At 69.1% G+C, this 25,172-nt stretch carries 22 protein-coding genes; 8 read left to right on the top strand and 14 right to left on the bottom strand.

Annotation, left to right across the window (positions count from 1 at the left end; genetic code table 11):
* Positions 1 to 119: 119 nt before the first annotated feature.
* Entirely contained in the window at positions 120 to 1,133 is a 1,014-nt protein-coding gene (locus E8A74_RS46925; RefSeq protein ID WP_136935700.1) for a shewanella-like protein phosphatase, read from the bottom strand.
* A 130-nt stretch (positions 1,134 to 1,263) separates the two neighbouring features.
* On the opposite strand from E8A74_RS46925, the gene E8A74_RS46920 reads away from it, so the two are divergent.
* Positions 1,264 to 2,157: a LolA family protein gene (locus tag E8A74_RS46920; RefSeq protein WP_232380052.1), complete on the top strand. Its 894-nt coding sequence runs from the start codon at positions 1,264 to 1,266 to the stop codon at positions 2,155 to 2,157.
* A 9-nt stretch (positions 2,158 to 2,166) separates the two neighbouring features.
* Here the strand turns inward: E8A74_RS46920 and E8A74_RS46915 are convergent, their stop codons facing one another.
* Together E8A74_RS46915 and E8A74_RS46910 are read right to left on the bottom strand one after the other, a co-directional pair.
* Positions 2,167 to 2,919 (bottom strand): glycerophosphodiester phosphodiesterase, encoded by a 753-nt coding sequence (locus E8A74_RS46915; RefSeq protein ID WP_136935699.1) that lies wholly within the window; start codon positions 2,917 to 2,919, stop codon positions 2,167 to 2,169.
* Complete coding sequence (locus E8A74_RS46910) at positions 2,916 to 3,893, bottom strand: hypothetical protein (RefSeq protein ID WP_232380051.1); 978 nt, start codon at positions 3,891 to 3,893, stop codon at positions 2,916 to 2,918. The genes E8A74_RS46915 and E8A74_RS46910 overlap by 4 nt, the downstream gene beginning before the upstream one ends.
* A 74-nt stretch (positions 3,894 to 3,967) precedes the next feature.
* Between E8A74_RS46910 and E8A74_RS46905 the strand changes: the two genes are divergently transcribed.
* The gene (locus tag E8A74_RS46905) at positions 3,968 to 5,914 is read left to right on the top strand and encodes a serine/threonine-protein kinase (RefSeq protein WP_136935698.1); all 1,947 of its coding nucleotides are present in this window, start codon (positions 3,968 to 3,970) and stop codon (positions 5,912 to 5,914) included.
* Here the strand turns inward: E8A74_RS46905 and E8A74_RS46900 are convergent, their stop codons facing one another.
* Positions 5,915 to 7,330, bottom strand: a complete 1,416-nt coding sequence (locus tag E8A74_RS46900; protein WP_136935697.1) for a serine/threonine-protein kinase — start codon at positions 7,328 to 7,330, stop codon at positions 5,915 to 5,917.
* A 101-nt stretch (positions 7,331 to 7,431) separates the two neighbouring features.
* Here E8A74_RS46900 and E8A74_RS46895 point away from each other — a divergent pair, with 101 nt between their 5' ends.
* Complete coding sequence (locus tag E8A74_RS46895) at positions 7,432 to 8,391, top strand: hydrolase (RefSeq protein ID WP_170229908.1); 960 nt, start codon at positions 7,432 to 7,434, stop codon at positions 8,389 to 8,391.
* Between the two features lie 28 nt (positions 8,392 to 8,419).
* Here the strand turns inward: E8A74_RS46895 and E8A74_RS46890 are convergent, their stop codons facing one another.
* The 3 genes from E8A74_RS46890 to E8A74_RS46880 all read right to left on the bottom strand — a co-directional run bounded on the left by E8A74_RS46890 (position 8,420) and on the right by E8A74_RS46880 (position 10,889).
* On the bottom strand, positions 8,420 to 8,872 hold the full coding sequence (locus tag E8A74_RS46890; RefSeq protein ID WP_136935695.1) for a PaaI family thioesterase: 453 nt from the start codon (positions 8,870 to 8,872) through the stop codon (positions 8,420 to 8,422).
* Positions 8,869 to 9,486, bottom strand: a complete 618-nt coding sequence (locus E8A74_RS46885; protein WP_136935694.1) for a TetR/AcrR family transcriptional regulator — start codon at positions 9,484 to 9,486, stop codon at positions 8,869 to 8,871. The genes E8A74_RS46890 and E8A74_RS46885 overlap by 4 nt, the downstream gene beginning before the upstream one ends.
* A gap of 65 nt (positions 9,487 to 9,551) precedes the next feature.
* On the bottom strand, positions 9,552 to 10,889 hold the full coding sequence (locus tag E8A74_RS46880) for a DUF2330 domain-containing protein (protein WP_136935693.1): 1,338 nt from the start codon (positions 10,887 to 10,889) through the stop codon (positions 9,552 to 9,554).
* Positions 10,890 to 11,077: 188 nt separating this feature from the next.
* Here E8A74_RS46880 and E8A74_RS46875 point away from each other — a divergent pair, with 188 nt between their 5' ends.
* The gene (locus E8A74_RS46875; RefSeq protein WP_136935692.1) at positions 11,078 to 12,313 is read left to right on the top strand and encodes an acetyl-CoA C-acetyltransferase; all 1,236 of its coding nucleotides are present in this window, start codon (positions 11,078 to 11,080) and stop codon (positions 12,311 to 12,313) included.
* Positions 12,314 to 12,554: 241 nt separating this feature from the next.
* On the opposite strand, the gene E8A74_RS46870 is transcribed toward E8A74_RS46875, so the two are convergent.
* Positions 12,555 to 13,373: a homocysteine S-methyltransferase family protein gene (locus E8A74_RS46870; RefSeq protein ID WP_269749940.1), complete on the bottom strand. Its 819-nt coding sequence runs from the start codon at positions 13,371 to 13,373 to the stop codon at positions 12,555 to 12,557.
* A gap of 77 nt (positions 13,374 to 13,450) precedes the next feature.
* On the opposite strand from E8A74_RS46870, the gene E8A74_RS46865 reads away from it, so the two are divergent.
* On the top strand, positions 13,451 to 15,367 hold the full coding sequence (locus E8A74_RS46865; RefSeq protein ID WP_136935690.1) for an ATP-binding protein: 1,917 nt from the start codon (positions 13,451 to 13,453) through the stop codon (positions 15,365 to 15,367).
* Between the two features lie 7 nt (positions 15,368 to 15,374).
* Here the strand turns inward: E8A74_RS46865 and E8A74_RS46860 are convergent, their stop codons facing one another.
* A complete protein-coding gene (locus E8A74_RS46860; protein WP_232380049.1) occupies positions 15,375 to 16,520 on the bottom strand; it encodes an ABC transporter substrate-binding protein in 1,146 nt (381 codons plus the stop codon).
* Between the two features lie 165 nt (positions 16,521 to 16,685).
* On the opposite strand from E8A74_RS46860, the gene E8A74_RS46855 reads away from it, so the two are divergent.
* Positions 16,686 to 17,186 (top strand): acyl-CoA thioesterase, encoded by a 501-nt coding sequence (locus tag E8A74_RS46855; RefSeq protein WP_170229907.1) that lies wholly within the window; start codon positions 16,686 to 16,688, stop codon positions 17,184 to 17,186.
* A 42-nt stretch (positions 17,187 to 17,228) separates the two neighbouring features.
* On the opposite strand, the gene E8A74_RS46850 is transcribed toward E8A74_RS46855, so the two are convergent.
* Positions 17,229 to 18,632 (bottom strand): hypothetical protein, encoded by a 1,404-nt coding sequence (locus E8A74_RS46850; protein ID WP_136935687.1) that lies wholly within the window; start codon positions 18,630 to 18,632, stop codon positions 17,229 to 17,231.
* Between the two features lie 45 nt (positions 18,633 to 18,677).
* Here E8A74_RS46850 and E8A74_RS46845 point away from each other — a divergent pair, with 45 nt between their 5' ends.
* Positions 18,678 to 20,450, top strand: a complete 1,773-nt coding sequence (locus E8A74_RS46845; RefSeq protein ID WP_136935686.1) for a hypothetical protein — start codon at positions 18,678 to 18,680, stop codon at positions 20,448 to 20,450.
* Here the strand turns inward: E8A74_RS46845 and E8A74_RS46840 are convergent.
* The 4 genes from E8A74_RS46840 to E8A74_RS46825 form a co-directional block, all read right to left on the bottom strand.
* Positions 20,416 to 21,060 (bottom strand): hypothetical protein, encoded by a 645-nt coding sequence (locus tag E8A74_RS46840; RefSeq protein WP_136935685.1) that lies wholly within the window; start codon positions 21,058 to 21,060, stop codon positions 20,416 to 20,418. The genes E8A74_RS46845 and E8A74_RS46840 overlap by 35 nt on opposite strands.
* 628 nt (positions 21,061 to 21,688) lie before the next feature.
* On the bottom strand, positions 21,689 to 21,946 hold the full coding sequence (locus E8A74_RS46835; protein WP_136935684.1) for a hypothetical protein: 258 nt from the start codon (positions 21,944 to 21,946) through the stop codon (positions 21,689 to 21,691).
* Between the two features lie 73 nt (positions 21,947 to 22,019).
* Positions 22,020 to 23,036, bottom strand: a complete 1,017-nt coding sequence (locus E8A74_RS46830; RefSeq protein ID WP_136935683.1) for a hypothetical protein — start codon at positions 23,034 to 23,036, stop codon at positions 22,020 to 22,022.
* A 101-nt stretch (positions 23,037 to 23,137) separates the two neighbouring features.
* Complete coding sequence (locus E8A74_RS46825; RefSeq protein ID WP_136935682.1) at positions 23,138 to 23,851, bottom strand: hypothetical protein; 714 nt, start codon at positions 23,849 to 23,851, stop codon at positions 23,138 to 23,140.
* A 279-nt stretch (positions 23,852 to 24,130) separates the two neighbouring features.
* Here E8A74_RS46825 and E8A74_RS46820 point away from each other — a divergent pair, with 279 nt between their 5' ends.
* Positions 24,131 to 24,847, top strand: coding sequence for a hypothetical protein (locus E8A74_RS46820; RefSeq protein ID WP_136935681.1), 717 nt, complete (start codon positions 24,131 to 24,133; stop codon positions 24,845 to 24,847).
* Positions 24,848 to 25,172: the final 325 nt, after the last annotated feature.

The raw sequence follows: 25,172 nt of genomic DNA, 5'->3' as shown, positions 1-25,172 counted from the left end.
TAGTCCGCTGTGGCGAAGATGTAAATGAATATCATTTTCAACGCACAAACGAGGAATCCAGGCGCGTCCGCGAGGTCCCCACGGGAGCGCGGGCGGGGCGGGGAGCTCGACGCCGGAGCTCAGGGCTCCGCGCGGATCGGCCGTACCTCGGCGCCCTTGATCTCCAGCACTTCCGGCTTGCCGCCGTAGTGCTTCGACATCCCCACGTCGATCCGCCACACCTGCTCGCCGCACGCCGACGTGATGCCGCCGCGCTGCGGCGTGTGACCCACGACCATGCGCTTCGCGGAGAGCATCGTCAGCGTCTCCGCGAGCACCCGGCAATCGTCCGGGCCAGGCGCCGCCGAGTAACGCCGTAGCCAGACCGGGCCGTCCTCCGCGGTGATGAGCCCGGGCAGATCCCGCGCCGAGCCGTCCATCCACGCGCTCACCTCGCGGTTCATCCGGTCGAGGCCATACCGCACGTGCTTGGGCGAGATGCCTCCGTGGACGAACACCGTGTCGCCGACGACGGCCACGATGCCCCGCTTGGCGAGCTTTTTCGCGTACGGACCCCCCGGCAGGAACGCGGCGGCGCGCGCCTTTTCGTTCTCCGGGACGCGCGCGAGGCGCGGATCCGTGGTCGTGATGCCGGGGACGCCCTCGAAATCCTTGAAGGAGCCGTCGGTCACGTAGCGCAGATCGAGCTGGACGTTCATCACCTCGTGGTTGCCGTTCAGCGCGATCACGGCGCCGCCCGCGGCCTTGGCCTCGTCGGCGAGGCGCTCGAAGAGGTCCACGATCTCGCGATCCGCGTCGCCGCGATCGATCTCGTCCCCGGTCTGCACGACCATGAGATCCTTGCCGATCCAGTGGTCCTTCTCGTCGATCGCGCCCGCGGTCCGCAGCGCCGTGCGTGTCGCCGCGAGGTCGCCGTGCACATCTCCGATCGCGACGATCCGGGCCGGAGCCGCGATGCGCTTCGGTTGCTCGAACGCCGCCTGCGCGCTCGCGCTCGGCGCGGCGCCGGGAGAAGCCTGCGGCCCCGCGGCGGCGGGGGGCTTCGCCGGGGTCGACTCCGGGATGGGCTTGTCGCAGGCGGTGAGGGCGAGGGCGACGACGGCCACGGCGAGCGAGGGGATCCGCGCGTGCATCGTCCGGGTCTACGCCACCCGTGGCGCGCTCGCAAAGAGCGTTGCGGCCAGAAATGCGCTTCCCCGCCGAACCCCCTCCCACCCTCGCCTCGTTGACGGGCTCGGACTTTCCTGCAACGGTCGAGCCCGCATGCGCGCCCACGTCGCACGGTGTTCCTTCGTCTCGGCCCTCCTCCTCGCCACGGCGTGCGGCGGCACGCGTCCGCCCCCGTCGGTCTTCCCCACCGGAGACGACGCGCTCGGCCGGATGAAGGCCACGTACGCGTGCGTCAACGGCGTGCAAGGCCAGGCCAAGATCGACCGCTTCGCGCCCGAGGGCCGCGTGCGCGGCGAGGTACACCTCTTCGCCGTGAACCCGGACCGCGTCCGCTTCGACGTGGTCAGCCCCTTCGGCGCCATGCTCTACACCCTCACGGCCGACGGCGAGCGCTTCCAGATGCTCGACGTCAAAGAGAAGCAGTTCCTCTTCGGCCCGGCGAGCCCCTGCAACCTCGCGCGCATGACCCGCGTCCCCATCCCCGGGCACGCGCTCGTCTCGCTCCTCCGCGGCGAGGCGCCCGTCCTCTTGCACCAGCCCGGCGCCCCCACGATCACCTGGGACACCGACCACGGGTTTTACCGCGTCCTCGTGCCGAGCACGCGCGACGCCCAGCAGGAGATCCACCTCGGCATCCGGCCCGAGGACTGGGACAAACCCTGGGCCCAGCAGCGCGTGCGTGTCCTCTCCGTGCTCGTCTCGCAGCGCGGCGCCGACCTCTACCAGGCCGAGCTCTCGAACCACGAGGCCGCCCGCACCGCGCCCCCGCGGGTCGATCCCGACGGCATCGAGGACCCGATCCAGCCCATCGGCGGCGCCTGCGACGCGGAGCTGCCGCGCTCGATCCGCATGCGCGTGCCGCACACCGAGGAAGACGTGATCTTCCAGTACAAAGAAGCCCAGTGGAACCCGCCCCTCGTGCCCGGCGCCTTCCAGCAGACCGAGCCCGGCGGCGTCCGCAAGCTCTTCGTCACCTGCGACAAGTAGAGCGCGCGGCTACCCGAGCGCCGCGCGGATGAGCCCCGGCACGTCCGTGATGATGCCGTCCACGCCGAGGGCCGCGAGATCCAGCGCCTCGCGCGTGTCGTTCACCGTCCACACGTTCACCACGAGCCCGCTCTGCAGAAGCCGCCGCACCGTGCTGCCCTGCGTGAGGATCCGCTCGACGTGCGCCGCTTGCCCGAGGCCCCGCGCGAGCTCGAGCGCGGCCCACGACCAGCGCGTGCGATGCACCAAAAGCGCCCGCGGGATCCGCGGCGCGAGCGCGCCGAACGCCGCGACCATGCGCGGATCGAACGACGACACGATCACCGGCACGCGTGGATCGAAGGCCCCGAGCTTCCGCGCCGTCGCGCGCACCACGGCCGCTCGATCCGGCACGTCGTGCTTCATCTCCACGTTGACGGCGAGCCCGCGCGCTTGCACGAGCGCGAGCACCTCCGTGAGCCGCGGCGCGCGCTCCCCGCTCCCCACGTCGACCCGCCGGATCTCCTCGTACGGCAGATCCGAAGCGGCCCGCATGTCCGCGCCGCCCGTCACGCGCTCGAACGTCGGATCGTGCAGCACGACGAGCTCGCCGTCCCGATCGACACGCACGTCGAGCTCGACCCCGTCCGCGCCTTCCGCGGCTGCGAGTTCGAACGCCGCGAGCGTGTTCTCCGGCCGCGCCCCGCGCACGCCGCGGTGCCCGTACACGAGCGGCGGCCGCCCTTCTGCGCGCCGGAGGGCTGCTGCGCCGCGCCACCTCACGTGTCGAGCTCCCGCGCGATCGAGAGCGCCACGGCGCGCGCCCGCGGCAGCTCCGAGAGCGGGAACGACGCCGCCCCCACGACCGGATGCCCGCCGCCGTCGTAGCGCCGGCAGATCGCGGCGATGTCGTGCCGCCGCTCCTTGCCGCACCACGGGTTGTACCCGACCGACACCTTGCAGTGCTGCTTCTGGCGGGTGAGCGTCACGGAGTACATGGCCTCCGGGAAAAGGGCGTACGTGACGAACTTCGCCGCCGCGTCGAGCGGCGCGTCGCTGAGGTCCACGAGCACCACGCGTCCCATCGTCGTCCCGACCTGCTTCACGCGGCGGATGAACGTCTCGCGCGCGGCGCCGAGCGGCCGGAAGAGCTCGGCGATGTCGGCCCCGCGCGCCACCTCGTCGAGCGGCCGTTCGAGCAGCCGCGGCACCATGTCCTTCAAGAAGGGCCCGTCGCCGTGGTGCTCGACGACCGACGCCAGCTTGAGCACGGGCTCCTCGCGATCGACCGCGGCCTCGGCCGAGGGAAAACGGGCCGCGTCGATCACGTCGGCCCAGGCGACGAGCGGCGCGAGCGCCTCGCTCCGGACGCCGTACTGCGCGCTCGCCACGTCCGCGATGAGCTTGGTGCACGAGCCGTAGGTGGGCTCGTAAAACACGTGATGCGTCGCGTCCCCCGAGGCGAGCGCCGCGCGTTGCTCCTCGGCCGAGCCGAACGCCGTGATGTGGTGATCGAAGTACCAGGACAGACGCTGGCTCTTCGTGTAGCGAAAATCCAGGATCGCGTTCTCGTCGCCGTCGAGCCACCCTTCCGGGATTGTCGCCATGCCCGGTCCGTAGCCGCACGAGCGGTACCGGAACGAGAGCGCCTGTTCGGGGGAGAGGCAGCGCACGAGATGCGTGAACATGACGGCGCTCGCCATCCCATCGAAGCAGTGGCCGTGCGTGGCGACGACGATATCGCGGGGCTTCCTCACGCGGGACAGCGGTAGCACGACCCCCACGAGCGAGCACCGCGCGCCTCGGACGTTTTTTTCGTAGCATCTGGGGCATGGCGTTTTCGGGACGGGGAACGACGGAGGGAGCGCTCGCCCGGGCGACGGAGCTCCCGCCGGGGACAGACGCCCCGCCTGCCTCGTCGATCGAAGATCCCGTCGCGCTCGGACCGAAGCTGCTCGACCACACGAGCCTCACGAGCGAGGAGCCGACGCTGGCCGAGACGCCCTCGATGGCGGGCGTACGCCGCACGACGCCGCCGCCGCCGCGTGTCTCCTTGCCACCGCCGTCGCGCATCTCCTTGCCGCCGGCCTCCGTGCGCACAGGGCGTATCTCCGCCACGGGGCGCATCTCCGCGTCGCCCTCGATCCTGCGCCCGACGACGGCCGGCTACACGATGGCCGAGGCGCTGCACACGGAGGAGGCGGCGCGGGCGAGCGCGTTCGGCCGCGTCATCGTGATCCTCTGCGCGTTCGGCGTGGTCTCGTTGCCGCTCGCGCCCGACACGATCATCCGCTTGCCGTTCAGCGTCGCGCTCGTGGCGATGGGGAGCGTCGGCGCCTGGGTGTGGTGGCGCGGCAGGGACGAGGCCCGCTACACGCACCGCGTCCTTCGGATCTTCGTGGTCGCGTGCCTGCTCATGATGCCCATGACCATCTACTACCTGGGCGTCTTCTCGCCGGCGCCGCTGCTCGTCACGCTGGCCTTCGGCGTCTTCGGGATGAGCGACGACCGGCGCTTCATGTACGGCGCGGCGGGCGGGGCCATCTCGCTCTACCTCGTGCTCGCGATCCTCGTGGGGACCGGCGTCCTGCCGGACGTGGGGCTCTTCCGTGCGACCGACGCGGCGCCGAACGCGCGGCTGTTCATGACGCTCTACGTGCCGAGCGTCCTCGCGATCGCGGCGTGGCAAACGCGCACGAGCCGCATCGCGGCGATCGAGGCCATGAAGCGCTCGGTCGAGGCGAGCCGACTCGCGGCCCAGCGCGAGGCGCAGCTCGACGAAGCGCACCTCATCCTCGAACGTGCCTTGCGCGCCGGCGCGGGCCTCGACGGTCGCCACACGGGCGCGATCGCGGGTGCGTATTGCCTCGCCGAGGTGATCGGCCGCGGCGCGATGGGCGAGGTCTACGCGGCGGCGCACGTGGAGACGGGCGAGCGCGCGGCCGTGAAGCTGCTCTCGGCGGCGGGGCTCGAAAATCCGGCGCTCGTCGAGCGCTTCCTGCGCGAGGGCGAGATCTCGCAGCGTCTCGAATCGCCCCATGTGGTCAGCGTCTTCGCGGTCGGCGCGACGGACGACGGCGCGCCGTTCATCGCGATGGAGCTGCTCGAAGGCAAGGATCTCGCGCACCACCTGCGCCAGGAAAAACAGATCGATCTCGCCCGCGTCACGGAGCTGCTCGAGCAGGTCGCCCGGGGCCTCTCGGCGGCGCACGCCGCGTCGATCGTGCATCGCGACCTGAAGCCGCAGAACCTCTTCCTGTCGCAGGCGGACGGAGGCGCGCCGACCTGGAAAATCCTCGATTTTGGCGTCTCGAAGCTCCAGGGCTCCAAGGGCACGCTCACGCAGGCCGCGGTCGTCGGCACCCCGGGGTACATGTCGCCCGAGCAGGCGCAGGGCATCGAAGCGGACGTGCGCAGCGATCTGTTTTCCCTCGGCGCCGTCGCGTACCGCGCGCTCACCGGCAGGCCGCCGTTTTCGGGCACGGACACGCCGCAGATCCTCTTCGAGATCGTCTACAAAACGCCGGCGCGCGCCTCGGACATCGTGCCGAACCTCCCGCGCGACGTGGACCTCGTCCTGGCCCTCGCGCTCGCGAAAAAGCCCGCTGATCGGTTCCCGAGCGCCGAGGCGTTTGCCTCCGCGTTCACGCTGGCGAGCCGCGGAAAACTGCCGAGCGCGCTCCGGGAGAAAGGGCGCGCGCTCGTGGCGAAGTATCCCTGGGGAAAGGCGATCACGGAGCGTGAAGGCCGGGACACGCGGACAAACCGCGCTCCCTGATCACGCCGTCTCGCGCTCCTCGGGCGTCATCACCCAGAGCACCGCCCCCGGCCGGATCCCTGCGGCCTCCAGGGACAAACGCGCACCGCCTTCGCCGACGTCGTCCTCGACGAACCGCTTCGTCCGCGGCTCGAACAGGATCCATTCTTTTCCGTACGTCATCGGAGGCACCTTCGCGCCGGCGCGCCGCATGGCTTTCCAGATCCGCGCGATCAAGCTCGAAAGATTGGGGTGAACGTCGAGGGAGAGCGTCCAAAGCTCGCTCTGCTCCCCGAGAAATCGACGCGGATCCACGGTCACGTGCCGGCTCCCCACGCGCGTCGGCAGCTTCGGCACCGCCGACCGAGCGGCCGATCGCGGATCCTCCGAGGGCACCCGATCCGCGACGGATCCCGCGAATTCCGTCGGCTCGTCGCCGCGCAAGGGCCGCTCCGAGGCGGGCGGCACGACGAACCGCGGCGTCGACATCGACGAAGGCGGGCTTGGCGGCGTGCTCGAAGCTGCCACCCCGCGGGACCTCTCCCCGGTCGCGAGCAGATCCTCCCGGAGCGTTTCGTCCGGCGAAACGAATCGCGCGAGCTCCGAGAGCATCACCTCCGCGCTCTGCGGCCGTGATTCCGCGGGAATCGCGAGCGCGCGCGCGACCACCTCGGCCACGTCGGCGGGCACCCACGGCGCGACCTCCACGAGCGGCCTCGCGGGCGTCACGCAAATGGCCACGAGGAGCTGCCCGATCGACGAAAGGTGTTGATGGGGCGCCCGCCCGGCGAGCGCTGCGTACAGCACACACCCGAGCGACCACAGATCCGTCCGATGATCGACGTCGCGGCTGTTTTGCACCTGCTCCGGCGACATGTAGAGCGGCGAGCCGAGCAGATTGCCGGTGGCCGTCAGGTCCGTCGTCTGCCCGAGGCCGAGGGGCTCGGCGCGGACCTTCGCAATGCCGAAATCGAGGATTTTTACCGTCAGCGTGCCATTGGGCTCGCGGGCGAGGAACAGATTGGCCGGCTTGATATCGCGGTGCACGACACGCGCCGCGTGGGCGGCGGCGAGCCCGCGGAGGATCTGGCTCGTGATGCCGAGGGCGCCGCGCAGCGAAAGCGTGCCGATCCGGTCGATGAGCCGCTGCAAATCCTCGCCTTCGAGCAGCTCCGTCACGAGATAAAGCGCTCCGCTCGGCTCGTCCGTCCCGGTATCGAGGATGCGGACGATGTGCGGGCTCTGGATCCGCGAAACCGCCTGCGCCTCCCGCCGAAAACGCCGCAGCCCTTCGCCCGCGGCGAGGTGGTGATGGAGCACCTTCACGGCGACCCGCGCGCCCGTCTCGGTGTGCGCGGCCTCGTAGACGGCGCCCATTCCCCCGCGCCCGAGCAGGGACATGAGCTTGTACTTCTGGCCCAGGGTCTCTCCGATCAAGCGGGGCCACGGTAGACGACGGTCGGACCGTTGGCAATGAGCAAATGTTCAGTATGTCCGGCGGCCTCGCTTGCTCGGGGAAACCCTGGTAGGCAGCCCTGATGAACCTACGAACGATGCTTCCTCACGTGTTTCTCTCCCTCGTCCTCGCCATCCCGCTGGTCGCCTGCGACGAGGGCGAAGGCGTAGCCGGCGGCAGCGGTGGTCAGGGCGGCAGCGGCGGTCAGGCCGGCGGCGGAGGGCAGGGCGGGGCGGGGGGGATGTCCGCGTCGAGCTCGAGCTCCGCGAGCGGCGGATCGGGCGGAATGGGCGGAATGGGCGGCACCGGCGGCGCGGGCGGCGCGGGCGGCAGCGCCTTCCATTGCACGGGTTTGCCCCTTTGTGACGATTTCGAGGCCGCGACGGCCGGCCAAGCGCCCGATCCCGCGCGCTGGGCGGTCGTCAGCCCGAACTGCATGGGCGCGGGCACGCTCGCCGTCGACTCGACCCAGGCGCACAGCGGCAAGAACTCGGTGCTCGTGACGGGCAAGGGCACCTATTGCGATCACATCTTCCTTTCTCACACTGCGGCGTTCGCGGAGCTCGGCGACGTCTTTTATGGCCGCTTCTACGTGCGCATGTCGGCCGCGCAGGGCGACGGCCACACGACGTTCATGACGATGCGGGACACGAACGACAACAACAAGGATCTCCGCATGGGCGGCCAGAGCAAGATCCTCATGTGGAACCGCGAATCCGATGACGCCACCTTGCCCTCGCTCAGCCCCACCGGCATCGGGATGAGCGTCCCGCTCACGGCGAACCAATGGCGCTGCATCGAGTTCCAGGTCGACGGCGCTGCGGGCGCGATCCGCACCTGGGTCGACGGGACCGACGTCGCGGGCCTCGTCATCGACGGGACGCCGACGCCCGACGTCGATCAACAATGGCTCACGCAGAAGCCGGGCTGGAAGCCGAAGCTCACGGACCTGAAGCTCGGCTGGGAGAGTTATGCCGGGCAGGAAATGAACCTGTGGTTCGACGACGTGGCCCTCGCCAAGACCCGCATCGGATGCGAATGACGTAGGCGCGCGGCGCGGCGGAATCCTTTCAGCGACCGGCCGCCGCTTCGCCGCGCAGCACCATGCACGTGCTGCCGAGCTTGCACACCAGCGCTTTCTCCTCGTCCACGATATCGCACTCGATATACCCGAGCGATCGCGACCGCTTCACCATCCGCGCCTCGGCGCGCAGGCGCGCTGTCCATACGGGTTTGAAATAATTTGCTTTGAGCTCCACCGTCGTGAAGCTCTCGCCCTCGCCGAGCGTGCTCGCCATGGCGAAGCCCATCGCGGCGTCGCCGAGATCGACCAGCACGCCGCCGTGCATCGTGCCCATCGGATTCGCGTGACGGCTCGGATCACCGACCAGCGTGAAGATCGCGGAGCCGGGGCCGACGTCGACGAGCTCGAAGCCGATCAGCTTGGCGATCGGCGGCGGCTCGGCGCCTTTCAGGATCGCGCGCATCTTCTTCAACCAGGGGGTCTCTTCGGTCGTCGTCATGGTTCGTCCTTCTCCGAGGCTTTTTGCTCGGCGCGATCGAGGGCGGCGTAGGCGAGCGCGCGGCTCGCCGCGAGAATGGAGTCCGAGAGCGGCGTCCCCTCCGTGGCGCGGGCCAAGCTCAGGCCGCCGACCATCAAGGCGAAGAGCCCGAGAACGAGCTGCTTGCCCCCGATCGGCCCGGCGATCTCGCCGAGCTCCGCGGCGAGGTGCTCGACCTCCTCGGCGAACGCCTTCTGGTACGGCGCGCCGAGCACGGAGATGTCGCTGAGCGAGGAAGGCAGCGGGCAGCCGGCCTCGGGGTTATCGCGGTGCGAGCGGGAGAGGTAACGGCGCAGGATCCACGTGAGCCGCTCCTTCGCCGTCTCCCCGCGCGCCTCTTGCACGAGCGCGGACCAGTTGCTCCGCAGCGCGTCGCGCAGGGCCTCTTCGAAGAGCGCCTCCTTGCTCTCCCAGTGCCCGTAAAAGCCGCCGACCGTCAGCTTCGCGCCCTTCATGACGTCGGCCACCGACGGCAGCCGCAGGCCTCGCGTGCGCAAGAGGCGCGCGGCCGTGAGCCGCAGCGTTTCATGCGTGCGCTCCCAGCGCTCGGCCTTGGAGAGGGGCTCCTTCTTCATGCATGATGAATGTCATATGACATTCATCATGTCAACTCGGTGGGCAGCAAACGAGCGAGCGGCCGTCAGCGACGACGGCGGCGACGCAGGGCGGACACGAGCGCCGCGCCGCCGAAGAGCGTGAGCGCCCCGGGCAGGCTCGACGCCCCGCCGACGGCGCATCCGCCGCCGCTGTCCGAGGCGCCGTTCCCGCCGTTCCCGCCGTTCGCTCCGCCCATGGCCCCCCCGCCTCCTTCGCCGATCGGGCCGCACGGGCAACTGGGCGCCGTGCCCACCGACTTGTTGACGGTCAGGAAGCGCGCGACCGTCGACTGATCGGCCGCCGCGCCGACGACGAGATCGGCCGCGAGCGCCGGGCGCGTGAGCTCGGCGCTCATCCGGGTCACCCACTGGCTCGCCTTGGGGATCGAACCGTAGAGTTTGTCGAGGTCGGCCTGGCACTCCTCGAGCGCGGTCGGCCCTCCGGGCTCCCCGCCATACCCGCTCTCCGAGGGATTGTTCTCGGCCAGATAGAGGAGACCCTCCTCCAAGTAGAACGACGAGAACGACTCGCTCGCCTCGATCAGCCACGCCTTGCCGCCGGATGCGTCGAACGCGTTTTGCCGCAGCTCCTTGTAGTTGCTCGACTGCGTGTCCCAGTTCCACACGAGATCCGCTTGCTTGATCACGAAGTGCGGGAAGTTCTTCGGCTCGTACCGACCCTCGCCGAGGACCCACAAGTTGATCGGCGTCTTCGCGCCCGTCCCCGCGGCCACCATGCGCAGCGGCAGCGAGAGCGACGCGCCGTCAGAGGTGACGCGCACGGGGCGCATCGAGTCGATCCCTTGCCCGGGCACGAGCTTGAGCGCGAGGAAGTTGAACCCCTCTTGTACGTACGTGTCGATGACCGGCTGGATATCGGCTGGGACGTTGTAGCCGTTCGTCGTGAGCCAGGTGGCGAGCGCGTTCGGGTCCTGCGAGGAGAGCTGCACGGTGGCGTAAGGCCCCACGACCTCCTCGGCGATGATGACGACGCCGCCGCCGCCGTTGTTCGCGCCGCCCGTGCCGCCCGCGCCGCCCTGGCCGTTCGAGCCGCAGAACGAGCAATCGATGGTGGGCGAGTTGATCTGCACCCGTGTGCTCTCCTCGAGCGTCGAGAAGAGCGCGTCCGACGAGAGCCCGACCTCCACCTGCCCCTTGATCGGCAGCACCCACGCGAACGACGAGGGGTCGCCGGCGTAGGTGATCTGATCCCAGAGGGTCGTCTGCTGCTGCGAGATCGACAGGATCATCCGGTGTCCGGTGACCTGCGTGGACTCGGACTGGCTGACGATGCAGCCGCCGCACGCCTGCGTATCCCCCGCGTGCAGGACGGGCGCGGCGAGGAACGGGAGGGACAAGACGAGAGCACGAAGGAGCTTCATCGCGATATCTCCAAGGCAAGAGGATCCACGTCGGCGCGCCGTCGATGGCAGCGCGCCTCCGCGATGCTACGAGCCTCGGCGGGCCGAAGCATCAACGAATGTCGTCTCGCTCTCCCAGGAGCCCCCCCGCTTGACAGGTCGCATGATGATCATCATATGATGAAGGTCATACGAAGGGAGCGATCATCATGGGCACGAGCTACATCATCGACGCTGCACGGACGCCGCGAGGTCGGGGCAAGCTGGGGAAGGGGGCGCTGACGAGCGTCCACCCGCAGGAGCTCTTCGCGCAGGTGCTCCGGGCGCTCCCGCAGCGCGTGGGCTTCGATCCGCGCGAGGTGGAGGACGTGATGGCGGGCATCGTCTCGCAGGTCGGCGAGCAAGGCGCGAACCTCGCCCGCAACGCGGTGCTCGCGGCGGGGTGGCCTGACGAGATACCAGGCGTCTCGCTCAACCGCTTCTGCGCCTCGGGTCTCCAGGCGGTCAACTTCGGCGCCATGGCGGTCGGCTCGGGCGCGATGGACCTCGTCGTCGCCGGCGGCGTGGAGAGCATGTCGCGTGTCCCCATGGGCTCCGACGGCGGCGGGCAGGACGGCGGCAACACGCAGCTCCGCAAGCGCGTGTTCCAGGTGCCGCAAGGCATCAGCGCCGACCTGATCGCCACGCTGCAAGGGTTTACGCGCGAGGAGATCGACGGCGTGGCGCTGCGCTCGCAGAAGAACGCGGCGCGCGCCATCGAGGAGAAGCGCTTCGCGCGCTCGCTCATCCCCGTGACGGATCCCGCGACGGGCGCGGCGCTGCTCGCGAAGGACGAGTTCCCGCGGCCGAACACGACAGCCGAGGGGCTCGCCGCGCTCGAGCCCGCGTTCGTCGCGCTCGGGAGCGCGCCGGCCGGCCCGAACGGCGAGACGCTCGATCAGATCGCGCTCGCGGCGTACCCGCACGCGAAGGAGATCCGGCACGTCCACACGGCCGGCAATTCGAGCGGCATCGTCGACGGCGCGGCCGCGGTGGTGCTCGCGTCGGAGCGGTACGTGAAGGAGAAAGGCGTCAAGCCGCGCGCTCGGATCCTCGCGATGGCGAGCGTCGGGACCGAGCCCTTGCTCATGCTCACGGGGCCGGCGCCCGCGAGCCTGAAAGCGCTGCGCGCCGCGGGGATGGACGCGCGTGACATCGACCTGTGGGAGATCAACGAGGCCTTCGCGGGCGTCGTGCTGCAAACGACGCGCGCGCTCGGGATCGACCCGGATCGGGTGAACGTCAACGGCGGCTCGATCGCGCTCGGCCACCCGCTCGGCGCGACGGGCGCGATGCTGCTCGGCACCGCGCTCGACGAGCTCGAGCGCCGCAACGCGCAGACCGCGCTCGTCACCTTGTGCATCGGCGGCGGCCAGGGCATCGCCACGATCCTCGAACGGGTTTGACGGCGTCCGTCAGCGACGAAGGCGGCGACGCGCGGCGGTCACGAGCGCGGCGCCGCCGAGGAGCGCGAGCGCCCCGAACAAGCTCGACGCCCGGTCCTGCGACTGAGCTGCACCCATCGGAGGCGCGCCTACGTGGCCCCTCATTGCCTTCGTGCTCTCAGCTTGTCCCTCCCATTTCTCGTCGCGCCCGTCCTGCACGCGGGCGCCTGCACGATGGTACGACCCCCAAGGTTTCCGAACATCAACGAACTCCGCGCGCGCGCTCGACGATCGCCCGCACGTGGAGCGGGCCCGTCCCGCAGCATCCGCCCACGATCGTCGCCCCCGCCTGGATCCAGGCCTCCGCCAGATCCGCATAAAGATCCGCCCCGCGCGTGGTCATTCCCCAGCCCATGCCCTCCTCCACGGCGCCCGCATTGGCATAAACACCGAATGGAATTCCCGCCTGCGCGAGTTTTTCCACGAACGTCCGCGTCCGTGTCGCCTTCGTGCAATTGATCAACACGGCGCTCGCCCCCCGCGCCGCAGCCTCCCGCGCGCCCGCGAGGACCTCCGCCGGCGTCAGCAGATCCGCGTCCGGGCCCGCGGTGAACGCCGCCCATACGGGCAAACCCGTCCGCACGGCCTCCTCCACCGCCACGAGCGCCTCGCCCACGTGCGGAAACGTCTCGCAAAGGATCAAATCCACCCCCGCGTCCGCGAGCACCTCGCAAAGCTCGCGGTGCTCCGGCCGGGGGTTCGTCGGGGAGAGATCCGGTCGATAACAATCTTCGAGCGGCGCCACGCTCCCCGCGATCCGATGCCCCGCCGGCACGGCTTCACGCGCGAGCGCGACCGCCCTCCGCGCGAGCACCTCCCAGCGCGCGCCCGCGCTTCTCCGCTTGGTTCGGAACGTGTTTGCCGTGTGCACGGTCGCGCCCGCGGCCGCGTATTCGTGGTGGATCGCCGACACGACCTCGGGCGCGTGGTCGAGCGCGAGCGCACTCCAGAGCGGCGCGGGCGTGGGGACGCCCCGCGCGGCGAGCTCCGTTCCCATCGGTCCATCGAGGATCGTCAACATCGCTGGACCCATGTCGGCTTAGGATGGAGCCGAAGGCGCGCCGCGGGGAGGGCCGCGGACCGCCGACCTCCACCACGATGAGCGCACCTGCCTCGAACAACGTGCCCCGCCACGCGACGCATCGGTACCACACCATGCTCGTCGTCATGGGCGGGTTCCTCCTGCTCCTGAGCGTCTTCAGCTTCGGCCTGTTCGGCCTGTTTGGGGCGGCGAGCGCAGGGATCATGATCCTCGGCCCGCTCTGCGCCGTGCTCGGCGGGGTGTTCGCCGTGCTCGGCCTCGTGGGCCGGCGGATGGGCGTAGGCGTGCAGATCGTCAACACCTCGTTTGATCTCATCAACCGCGGCCGCTTCGCCGAGGCCGAGGCGCACCTCGATCGCGCCGAGCAGGGCCGCGCGCAACCGGTCATCACCTGCGTCGCCGCCGTGCAGCGTGGCCTCATCGACATGCGCAGGGGCGACATTCCGGCGGCGATCGCGCACCTCGATCGCGCCATCACGTCCCCGCTCGGCGTCCTCTCCCGCGCGCAGCTCCGGATGCACATCGTGAACGCGCGCGGCATGCGCGCCTTCTTGCGCGCGGCGAGCGGGGAGCGCGCGGGCGCCCGTGAGGACATCGAGGCCGTGCGCGAGAGCCCCGACGTGTTGCCGCAAGGCCTCGGCCGCGTCGCCCTCGCCGAGGCGATCCTGCTCGAACGCGCGGGCGATCGCGAGGCGTTGCGCGAGCACCTCGTCACGCACCACGAATTGCTCTTCGACGCCACGGACCGCCGCGAGCGCACGATCGTCCGCGCCTTCCAGCGCATGCTCGAGACGACCGCGACGAGCGTGTATCGCAAGGGTGCCAAGCGCGACGCCGACAGCGAGGAGCCGCCGCTCGCCGACTGGATCGCGCAGGTCGTGCCCGAGGCCGCGCCCTTCGTCGAGGTCTCCGGCGCGCGGCCCGACAAGACCGGCGAGATGCCCGCGGCCGAAGCCACCGAGGCCGCGAAGGTGGCCGTCGCGGAGGCGCGCAAGGCGGCCGCGAAGACCACGCCTGCGAGGAACCGGCCAAAGGCCGGCCGGATCATCGTGTTGTGGGCCGTGCTCGTGGCCCTCTTCGTCGCCGTCTACCAGGTGCTCTTGCCCTCGGGCGCGGAGAGCGACGGCGGGTTTGACTACGAAGAGCCGATGGATCCGACCCTGCCGCTCGGCCTGATCGTCTTCGCGGTCTTCGCCGCGCTCGTCGTCGTCCGTGTCTACTGGTTCCTCCGGGCGCGCAAGGAATCTAAGGATCTGTTCACCGCGCTGAACCTCGTCGCGAAGGGGGATCTCGCCGCGGGCGGCGCGGCGCTCGAGCGCCTCTCGTCGAGCCGCCTCTCGATCCTCGCTGCGCAGGCCGATCTCGCGCTCGCGCGCATCGCCGAGAGGACGAGTGATCTTCGGCGCGCCCTCGAGCTCTGCGATCGGGGCCTCGCGCGGCTCACGCAGTACACCGTCCGCATCTCGGCCTCCGACATCCTCCTGCCCGATTTGATCAGCGAGCGCGCCTTCCTCCTCGCGGCCATGGATCGACACGCGGAGGCCGAAGCCGAGCTCGCCTCGTTGCCCCCGGCATACCCGTTCAAGAGCCGCGCCCTCTTCCGCGTGCGCCTGCTCTCGCGCATCCGGCAGGGGGATCTGAAGGGCGCAGCGGAGCTCGCCACGCGGGCTGGGCACGATCTGCCGCTCTCTGCGCGCGAGGAGCTGCTCATCGACACCGTGCGCGCCGCGACGAACCCGGAGACGGCCGGCGCCGGCGAGATCCCGCGGATCAAGCGCGAGCTCCGTACGTACGGCGCGATGCGGCGCTGGATGGAGACCGTCGCGCCGGACGCGCTCGCCGCGCTCGAACGGACGGCCGAGGACACGCCCCTCGACGCCACGAACGATCGTGACGCGCGCGCCGAGGAGGAGGCCCTCGCCGAGGCCGAGGCGGCGCGCGCGGCCACGCGTGCGCTCGTGGTGCCGGGCTGAGGTCGGGCTACTTCGTCGTCACCGTGTCGAAGTACGTGAACTTCTTGCCCTTGATCTGCACGATCACGATGGGCTTCTCGGCGTTGCGCTCGGCGTCGATGGTGATCGCGCCCGTCGCGCCCTGGAAGTTCTTCGTCTCGGCGATCGCGTCGCGGATCGACTCGGGCGTGTCGCCCTTCGCGCGGCCCATCGCGTCGAAGAGCAGCATCGCCGAGTCGTAGCCTTGCGCTGCGAGCGCGCTCGGCTCGCGCTTGTACTTCTCCACGTACCTCTTCACGAACGCCTGCGAGCTCGGCGAGGGCATGTCCGGGGAGAAGTGGTTCGTGAAGTACGCGCCCTCCATCTCCTCGCCCGCGTCGTTTACGAGCGAGTCCGAGTGCCAGCCGTCGCCGCCGACGAACATGTTCCCCGGGATCCCCGCGGCCTTCGCCTGCCGCGCGATCGGCACCATCGCGTTGTAGTAGACCGGCGCGTAGATCGCCTCGGGCTCGGCGCTCTTGATCTCGTTCAGGTACGTCGTGAAGTTCGTCTCGTTCTTGAGGAAGCTCTTCTCGGCGACGATGGTCATGCCGAGCTTCTTCGCTTCGCTCTTGAACTCGTTCGCGAGCCCCGAGGAGTAGAGGTCGTCCGAGGCATAGAGCACCGCGACCTTGCTCTTGTTCAGCTTGTTCTTGACGAACCGCGCGCCCATCTGGCCCTGCACGTCGTCCGTGAAGCAGACGCGGAAGACGAACGGACCGACCTTCGTCACGTCCGGGTTCGTCGACGAGGGCGAGATCATCGGGATCTTGTTCTTGTTCGCGACGATGCCGCCGGCCTTCGAGCGTGACGACGCGACCTCGCCGAGCAGCGCGACGACCTTGTCCCGGTTGATGAGCTGAAGGACCTTGTTCGACGCCTCCTGCGGGTTCGACTTGTCGTCCTCGAAGAGCACGCGGACCTTCTTGCCCTTCACGCCGCCCTTCGCGTTGATCTCCTCGACCGCGAGCTCGGTGCCCTCTTGCGTGTCCTTGCCGAACTGCGTCTCGGCGCCGGAGAGGCTGAGGTAGGCGCCCACCTTCCACTCGTTCGAGGCAGGCTCCGGGCCCGCGCCTCCGCCGTCCTTCTTCCCGCAACCCACCCCGAGCGCCGACAGCAAACAAAGGCCGGCCACAGTCCCGATCCAACGACGTCGTCCGAGCATTGGTCCTCGCTCTCCCTGCGGCCGAGCATGCCACAGGCTTGACGCCGCGGAAACTACACAGCCACCCTCCCTTGCGGGCGCACGTTCCGCCTTCGCGGGGACGGGCGAACGCGGCGTCAGATCCACGAGGTTGCCTTGTCTTCCGATCGCTTCGACAAGCCCACGGGGCGCAGCTCCACCACGTTCGCGCCTCCCCCGCCTCCTGCGGCCGCGCGGTTCTCGGTTTGTCAGGAGATCGCGGTGCTCTGGGGCGACATCGACGCGCTCGGGCACGTCAACAACACGCGCTACTTCGGCTGGCTCGAAGAGACGCGGCTCGTCTACCTGCGCATGATCGGCGTCGACCTCTCGACCGGCGCGTCGCAGACGCCCGTGCTCGCCTCGACCTCCGTCGACTTCCTCCGCCCGGTCTTCTGGCCCGACAGCGTGCGTGTCGAAGGCAAGACGACCCGCCTCGGCCGCACGAGCCTGACCATGGACTACCGCGTGACGTCGGTGGGCCAGCAGGCCGTCGTCGCCACCGGGAGCGCCGTCGTCGTGTTGCTCGCCCCGAACACGGGCCGACCGGTCCCCATCCCGGACCTCATCCGCGACGCGATCCGCAGGCTCGATCCGGACGCGCGCGACACGCTCTGATCGTTGGGGGTCGGAAGGTTGGACGTCCCACGGTGGGGCGGCTCAAAGGCATCTCCGGAACGGCATCCCCTCCACGTTCGGCGCTGCGCCCCCGGCGGCCGTGCACGTCGTTCCATTCGGACAGACCCCATCGGCCGTGCAATCGCGGGTGCATTTGCCGTTGTTGCAATAACCGAACACGCATTGCGTGTCGTTCGCGCAGGCCGCGCCCACCTCGCCCGCGCCCGTGGGCAGGCAGAGGCCGATGCGCCCGCCCTGGATGTTGCCGACGGCCGTACAGGAAAAACCAAAGGCGCAGGCGCCCTGATACCGGCACGAATCCACGCACGCGTCCCCGGCCGGGCCCTCGAACGAGACGGGCGAGGCGCAGTTCACCGCGGGCGGAGGTGGGATCGTGAACTGCTGGAAGTTCATGTGCTGGGCGTCGTTGCAGAGGTTCACGGTGTTGCCGAACGGATCACAATGCCATTCGGTGGGCGAGCTGCCGCCGGGCATCGGGCCGAACACGTCCGGCGGCCGTGCGCAGAGGCCGTTCGTGCAGGTCCAGGGCGCGAGGAGCGAGGCCCGCTGCGGGCAATCGGCGTTCGTCGTGCAGGCGAGCGTGCAGGCCCCGACGAGCAGCGAGCTCGTGTCACACGCGGCCGGCACGATGCACGCGGACGTGTTTCCGGACTCGCAATACGCCTCGGCCTTCACGCAGACCTTCGTGGGCGGGCTGCCGACGGGCATGCACCCGTAGCCGTTCGGGCATTCCGAGCCCGTGGCGCAAGCCACCGTGCAATACCCTGGACCTTCGAGGCAGCCGAAATTGCAGGCCGAGGCATTCGCGCACGTCTTTCCGACGTCGCTCGCCGTGCAGTATTTCTCGGAGCCCACCGCGCTGCAGCGCATCCCGCTCGGGCAGCCGCCGTCCGCGATGCAGGCGCGCGTGCAGCGCTTCGGCCCGTTTTTCCACATCGGCTCGCACGTGAGCCCTGCTTCGCATTCTCCGTCGGCCGCGCACAGATCGAGCTCGCCTTTCGTCGCGCCGCCGCCGCCCCCGGAGCCGCTCGAAGCGCTGCTCGACGAGGAACTGCTGCTCGATGAAGCGCTGCTGCTCGATGAAGCGCTGCTGCTCGACGACGCGCTCGAGCTCGACGCGCCGCCCATTCCCCCGAGGCCGCCTGCACCGCCCATGCCGCCGGAGCCGGGCCCGCCGCCGCCCTGGCCCTCGTCGGGCAAACACTGGCCGGCATAACACCGGAATCCAGCCTTGCAGTCGCGCTCGGAGTCGGCGCACTCGCGCTTGCACTCGCCGTCGACGCACGCACCCTCGATGCAGTCGCTGTTGATCTCGCACGGCGTCGCGCTGGCGCACCCGGCCTCCGTGGTCGCGACCCCGACGATCGATGCGGCGAGCGTGAAAAGGGACAACAAGACATACGAGGTGGAGCGGGGGCGAGGCATGATGGCCGACGTTATCACAAGCCGTACCCGTGCTACAAAGCGGGCATGCCGGACCTTCGAGGGCTCGCCCGTGTCGCGTTTGCCGCCCTCACGCCCCTCGTGCTGCCCGCCTCCGCGTCCGCTGGCTTCGAGGACCTTGCGGGCACGAAGCCCGGAGAACTCGGCCAGGGCAGCCAGTTCGAAGGGGCCGACGGCTGCGCGTTATGCCACGGCGGCGGCCACGACGGCGACCGCAGCTACCTCCCGCACGACGGGTGGGCCGGGACCATGATGGGCAATGCTGCGCGGGATCCCGTCTTTCGCGCGGCGCTTTCGATCGCGAACCAGGACGAACCCGGCGTGGGCACGTTTTGCTTGCGTTGCCATTCCCCAATCGCGTTTGTCCGCGGACACGCGACCCCGCCCGACGGGAGCGCGTTCGACGCCGTCGACATGCAAGGCGTCGGCTGCGACACCTGCCATCGCGCCGTGACCTCGGGCCCGCCCGAGGCGCCGTACCATCGGGGGGACGCGCAGATCGTCTACGACGATACCCTCGACAAACGCGGCCCTCATGCCGACAGCGTGGCGCAGGTCCACGGGACGGCTGCCGACGGCGCGCTTTCGAGCTCCGCGTTTTGCGGTCAATGCCACCAGGTGACGAACCCAGGGCGGCGGCTGCGCGACGCGGACGGCGCCGAGACGGCGCTCGCGTTCCCGCTCGACACCACCTACGAAGAATGGGCGCAGAGCGCGTACGCCCAGCCGGGCGGGCAAAGCTGCGTCGATTGCCATACCCGCCGGAAGACAGGCGAATTCCCCGTCGCGACCGTGCCCGTCGCGCCGCTCCGCAACGATCCACGGGATCACGTGTTCGCCGGCGGAAATCTCTTCGGCATTCGCGCCGTCATGGCGAAGGACCCCGCGCGCGCCGCGGCGTTCCCGGACGCGTTCGCGTTGGCCCTCGCGCGCACGGAGGAGACGCTCTCCATGGCGGCGAAGATCGAAATCACGAGCGCGCCTGCCTCGTCCGCGCCTGGCGAGCCGTTCTCCGTCACGGTGCGCGTGGAGAACCTGAGCGGCCACAAGTTCCCGACGGGGTATGCCGAAGGCCGCCGCGCGTGGATTGCGCTTTCGCTCGTCGATAGGGCCGGCGAGGAGACGTCCTTGCTCGGCGGGTACGATGGGGCGAAAGGCGAGATCGAGGCGTCTCCGCCGACGCACGTGTACCGCGCGCAGCATGGCCGGTGGAATGGAACCGCGGCCGAGCCGGGGGAGGATCTCGCGCGGCACGACATGATCCTCTCGGATACACGGATTCCGCCGAAGGGGTTCGTCCCGACGACCACGACGCGACCGACGGGGGAGATCGCGTATGGGGACGGCGCGGGAGGCGTGCGCTCCTGGGACGAGGCGACGTTCACGGTGGCTGCGCCGGCGGGGTTGACGGGAGAAACGACCCTGTTCGCGCGGGTTCTTTATCAGCCGATCACACGGAAATACGTCGAGCACCTGGCAGCGGCGAACGTCACGGATTCGAGCGGGCAGGAATTGCTCGCGATCTATGAATCCGAGGGCGCGTCGCCGCCCTTCGTCGTCTCGAAGGCGGAGGTCGTGATCGATTTCGGAGGCGGAAGCGGAAGCGGAAGCGGAGGCGGGAGCGGCGGCGGAAGCGGGAGCGGAAGCGGCGGCGGACGGGATCCCGGGGCAGGGGAGGGATGCTCGTGCCGACTCGGCGGACCAGACGAATCCCCGGGGATTGCGGCGTCCCTCGGGCTCGTTGCGCTCGTGCTTCTCGGCCGTTTCAGGCGCTCGCGGGGGTCGACACCGGGGGCGTGAACGCGGGGAGTGATCCCGCGGTCGGGGAGCTCGGCGGCCCGGAGGCCGGCGCGTCGCTCTCCGCTGCCGCGCGCCTCCCCGATCCGGGAGCGAATGGGATCACGTTCACCAAAAGCTCCTCTTCGGTCATCGTCTCTTCGGCGTGGCGGATTTGCCGCAAGAGAGCCGCATTGCAATAACTCTGCACCGTCATGAGGGCGCCGAGCGTCCCGCCGAGCCCGCGCTCCGGGTGGTTGGGCAGGTCCGGGAACCGGGAGAGGATGCTCTCCGCGCCTGCTTGGGCATAACGTTCGAGTTCGCTCTCCTGGTGCTCGACGGCCGAGGCGATCCGCGTGAGCGCATCCGCGATGCGACGATGCCGGTGATCGAGCTCTGCGAGGAGCTGCCCTCGGTCTTCCTCGTTTGCGGCGAGCTGCGCGCGCGCCGCTGCATGCGCCTCTTGTTCGGCCAGGAAGCGAGAGGCGAGCTCGCGTTCCCGGTCGAGGATGCGGGAGCGGTCGTCCATGAGCGCGCGGATTTTTGCGTCCGCGCGTCGCTGCAAAAAGATCGGCACTGCGAGGGCCAAGCTCGTCATCACGAGCGCGAAGATCCACGTGAGCGTTGATTCCATAAATCCCCTCCGAGAACAGCGATACATGCCAAATGAAGGGCGACGAGCCCGCGGAGCACCCACAGGAGGTACCCCGTCCGGGCCTCGTCGGAAGCGAAGAACGGAATCGCAGGAAAAGCGCATATCGGGATCGCGACGATCGCGACCGAATGCCATGGACGCGGCGGCTCACGAAGGCGAGCCCACGACGCGAAAGCGGTGATCTCACCGGCGAGCGCGGCGAGGTGAATGGCTCCGGCGTACGGAAACCATGCGCGACCTTTGAGCGCCGGGTGAACGACGATGGGGAGGACCGATGCTGCAAACCACGCGAGCACGAACGGCCAGGGATTGCTACGTCGGAACGTCCAGCGAACCCACGCGAGGATCCCAGCGGGCCACGCGAGATAGATGGAGCGTTCTACGTTCAGGAGGACGAGCGTTTTGCGGCTCAAGACAGGTTCGAGCTCGGGCGACGGGATCGCGCGCACGATGAAATCGTGCAGAACGGACAGCCCGAACCACGTACACCAAACCAAAGCGAGGACGTACGCCGCTTGTCGCTCCGGGGAGGCTCGCCGGGCATACGCGTACACGACGCAGAACACGCAAGCCACCCCGTGCAAAACTGCGGACGCCAGAGCAAGGCTCACGTGGGGGGCTTCCCGACCGGCGGGTTCGGCGGGGTCCACATATCCGCGGACAACCCCTCCCGCGCACGAACCGCGTCGAGGTCGACGTCATGCGGCGTCGGGAGCCCAGCGAAACGCGCCGCGACGACGTGGAGGAGATCGAGCCCGGTGATCGGGCCCAGGCCGGCGCGCTCCCGCGCCTCGTTCTCGTGTTCCGCGAGGCGGTCATAATGTGCGAGCAGCTCGGTCGGGAGAGGGACGGTTTTTCCAAGCATCGTGGGGCGACGGTACGACAAACCTCCGCGAGACGTCAAGCCCACGGTCGCGTCGTCCACGCGCGGCGCGTGCTCACGGGCCCTTGCGTTGGGCTTCGAGCTTGTCCCGGAGCTCGCCGAGGGACTTGAGCTCTTCTCGGTAATACCTCGGCGGCGACTCCTCTTTCGTGGGTGCTTCGCCTTTCGCGCGCGCCTCGCTCCGTCGCGCGAGCTCGGCTTCGAGCCGCCGCTCGAGCTCCGCGAGCAGCGGTTCGAGTACGGCGAGGCCCTCCTCGGGCTTCTGGTTATCCCCGCAGGACTCCGCGTACATGCGTGTCATTTTGCATTGTTCCCAGATGCGCCTGAAGCTTAGGCGAACCAGCTCGTTCCAGGCCTCCCGGCAGACCTCGAAGGGTTGTTTGAGCCTATGGGCTGCCGAGAGAATATCTTCGGCAATGCGCTGCCTCACTTCGAGCACGAAGGCCTTGTAGGCCTCGCCTTCGCCTGCGCGCGCCACGATATCCGCCTCCACCCGTCGGTAGTCGGCGGCGACGTCGGCGAAGCTCCGATCCGGCGATCTTGCAAAGGTTTTGAAGATAGGGCGCCGCGCTTCCCAGAACGCGTCGTCGAGCTTGTCGACTTTCTCCTCTTCCGGGGTCGGCTGGTACGCCTCGTCCATACGCCGCGTGATTCGTCCTGGGCTGATATGACCCCTTCGCTGGGCTTCGAGCTCGTCCCGGAGGTCCCCCAGCTTTTCGAGTTCCTCTTCGTAAAACTCCGTGGGGCTCTGCGTCGACCTGCGTTCTTCGAGCCGTCGCTCGATCTCCGCGAGGAGGCGCTCGAGCACGGCCAGCCCCACCTCGGGCTTCTCGTCGTACGCGCAGCAGTCCGCATAAAACCCTGTCATCGTGCATTCTCGTTCAATGTCCGTGAAGCCGACCCGAACCAAATCGTTCCACGCCTCGCGGCAGACCTCGAAGGGGGGGTGACGGCGCTGCGCTGCCCATAGAATCCATTCGGCGATGCGTCGATTTATCTCCAGTACGCCGGATGCGCTGTCGCCCATCCGCGCCACGTACTTCACCTCGGCCCGGCGATAGTCTTCAACCACCTCGGCAAAGCTCCGTGTCCAATCTGTCGATTTTAAAAAGAGGGCGTCACCCTCTTTCGCGAATTCAGAGAAGATTTGGTCGACTCGTTCTTCTTCCGTGGTCATTGGTGCTGCCGTTGCTTGTTGAAAATACAAGGCAGAAGCTTCCCGTCTTTTTTGACTGCTTCTGGCCAACCCTTGCTCGTGCATTTCTCGCGGCACCAGAGGCATAACGATGAACCCTCGACGGACCCCGGTATGCTCTGCTTTGGCGAGTCCAGACAATCGTTCAGTTCTTCATCGCATAGCTCCTTCCACCTCGGCTTCTTCTGAATCGCCTCCGCAATATCCTTGGCAATCTCCAGGGTGACGGCAAACACCATCGTCGCCACGCCCGCTTCGATGAGGAGGTCGACGAAGACGATCGTTACGGTCGTCACGGTCACGATCACAACCTCACCCACCAGCGCACGCTCCGGCATCGTCTGCCCGTTCGTCCGGGCGATCGGCTCGGCCAGCCGCAGCTTCAGGAGACCCTCTGGCACCGTCATGCCTCGCAGCGCGATCCGCGTACACCCAGCGAGATCCGCATGGGGCACGCCCTTCGACGCCACATCGACCACGCGGCCCTCTGGGTCGGCCAGCACCTTGTAGTCGAACGTGTAGTACCCCCGGTCAAGATCACCACCGAACTCATCCACACACGCGCGCAGCCGCTCCGCGGTGGCATCCGGCACACGCGGGCCCTCGCTCGCCGCCGGATAGGTGATCTTGGCCCCACAGCCGAGCGGCACGAGCGACAACGTCGCGCAACCGAGGAGCCCCAACGAGAGCATGGTTCGTACGCGCGGGCACGTCATCGCCGGATGCGACCAGCTCCCTCGAACGCCGTCAACGCTTCGGTCCAGCGATCCCCTCCGCAGGCCGCCGCGCGTCTCCTCGCGCCCTCCCTGCACATCCCCGGGCCCTTCACGACCCTTCCTCCACGCCTCCCTGACCCTCCTGCAACGCACGGTCTACCGCCTCTTGTCTGCCTTGACACCCGCTTCCCACTCTCGTTAGCTTCCTCCCCGTCTCCTCAGGAGTCCCGAAAACCTTCCCGGAGCCTTCTCCCCATGCGCCTGCCCAACGAGACAGCTTCCTCCTGGGTTCACCTCGTCTTTGCATCCTTCTCGTGGTCTTCCCTCTGCGCCTGGGCGGAGTTTCCGGACCTCAAGCCCACCGAGCGGGCCGAGATCGAGAAGCTCTCCGTCTCCCTCAAGACCCACCTCGACGCCCTCCTGAAGGAAGCGCGCGACACGCAGGAGGCCCAGCTCTTCGGCCGCCCCTCCGCGCAGGCCAAGCAAAATGCGACGCTCGTCCTGCTCAAGCGCAGAATCGACGAGGCGCTCGCGCTCGTCACGATTCGCCTCGGTGCAGGCTCGAAAAAGCACCCCGCCGTCCTCTCCTTCCTCCCCGGCCTGCTCACGGGTTTTTCGCGCGCGCCGATCGACAAGCGCCCGAAGCTCGCGAACGAGGCGGCCGGGCGCCTCGAAGCCGGCGAAGACTTCGGCGAGCGCGCGGTCCTCGTGGGCAAGTTGAAGGACGCCGCCGATCGCGCGCAGCATGCGATCCACACGAACGACAGCGCGCAGATGGGCTGGTCGAAGGAGCGCTCCGAGGAGCTCGTCGCGAAGGGCCGATTGCGATTGGAGCTCGAGCGCATTCACCGCTCGCTCGGCGCGCTTTTTCCGGGGCAACGGGACTTCGTGGAGTCGTTCTTCCTGAGGGGCGAAAAGCCAAGCGAAGGCACGGGCGAGGACGAGGCGGCCGGGACAAACGAAGCGCCCTGAGCCGAGCATGGGTCTCCTCAGAGATGGGAAGCGTCGCGCCGGGGCGCTGCCCCGGACCCCGCGAGGGGCTGTCCGCCCCCTCGACCCCGGACCAGCCAGGGGCTGGACCCAGGGTTGAAAAACTGCGCTCCGCGCAGTTTTTCAAACAGGCCGACGAAGAGGCCAGGTCGCCAGGAGAACCCGCAGCGCGGCGGTCTCGGTTGGCAACGCCGCTGCTGGTCTTGACCGGGCCTGTTCGATGAACTGCGCATCGCGCAGTTCATCGAGCTTGGGTCCAGCCCCTGGCTGGTCCGGGTGCAGGGGCGGACAGCCCCTGCTGGGGCCT

Origin of the sequence: Polyangium fumosum (genome assembly GCF_005144585.1) — a bacterium.
Taxonomy (GTDB): domain Bacteria; phylum Myxococcota_A; class Polyangia; order Polyangiales; family Polyangiaceae; genus Polyangium; species Polyangium fumosum.
Note: the sequence above shows the minus strand (reverse complement) of the source record. Positions and strands in the feature narration are given on the sequence as shown.

Bases quoted from the DNA above. Each gene is read 5' to 3' on its own strand.
- E8A74_RS46875 (WP_136935692.1), top strand. From the start codon at position 11,078: ATGGGCACGAGCTACATCATCGACGCTGCACGGACGCCGCGAGGTCGG.
- E8A74_RS46905 (WP_136935698.1), top strand. From the start codon at position 3,968: ATGGCGTTTTCGGGACGGGGAACGACGGAGGGAGCGCTCGCCCGGGCG.
- E8A74_RS46880 (WP_136935693.1), bottom strand. From the start codon at position 10,889: ATGAAGCTCCTTCGTGCTCTCGTCTTGTCCCTCCCGTTCCTCGCCGCG.
- E8A74_RS46825 (WP_136935682.1), bottom strand. From the start codon at position 23,851: ATGCTCTCGTTGGGGCTCCTCGGTTGCGCGACGTTGTCGCTCGTGCCG.
- E8A74_RS46835 (WP_136935684.1), bottom strand. From the start codon at position 21,946: ATGCTTGGAAAAACCGTCCCTCTCCCGACCGAGCTGCTCGCACATTAT.
- E8A74_RS46840 (WP_136935685.1), bottom strand. From the start codon at position 21,060: ATGGAATCAACGCTCACGTGGATCTTCGCGCTCGTGATGACGAGCTTG.
- E8A74_RS46895 (WP_170229908.1), top strand. From the start codon at position 7,432: ATGAACCTACGAACGATGCTTCCTCACGTGTTTCTCTCCCTCGTCCTC.
- E8A74_RS46885 (WP_136935694.1), bottom strand. From the start codon at position 9,486: ATGAAGAAGGAGCCCCTCTCCAAGGCCGAGCGCTGGGAGCGCACGCAT.
- E8A74_RS46925 (WP_136935700.1), bottom strand. From the start codon at position 1,133: ATGCACGCGCGGATCCCCTCGCTCGCCGTGGCCGTCGTCGCCCTCGCC.
- E8A74_RS46850 (WP_136935687.1), bottom strand. From the start codon at position 18,632: ATGCCTCGCCCCCGCTCCACCTCGTATGTCTTGTTGTCCCTTTTCACG.
- E8A74_RS46870 (WP_269749940.1), bottom strand. From the start codon at position 13,373: ATGTTGACGATCCTCGATGGACCGATGGGAACGGAGCTCGCCGCGCGG.
- E8A74_RS46890 (WP_136935695.1), bottom strand. From the start codon at position 8,872: ATGACGACGACCGAAGAGACCCCCTGGTTGAAGAAGATGCGCGCGATC.
- E8A74_RS46820 (WP_136935681.1), top strand. From the start codon at position 24,131: ATGCGCCTGCCCAACGAGACAGCTTCCTCCTGGGTTCACCTCGTCTTT.
- E8A74_RS46920 (WP_232380052.1), top strand. From the start codon at position 1,264: ATGCGCGCCCACGTCGCACGGTGTTCCTTCGTCTCGGCCCTCCTCCTC.
- E8A74_RS46865 (WP_136935690.1), top strand. From the start codon at position 13,451: ATGAGCGCACCTGCCTCGAACAACGTGCCCCGCCACGCGACGCATCGG.
- E8A74_RS46845 (WP_136935686.1), top strand. From the start codon at position 18,678: ATGCCGGACCTTCGAGGGCTCGCCCGTGTCGCGTTTGCCGCCCTCACG.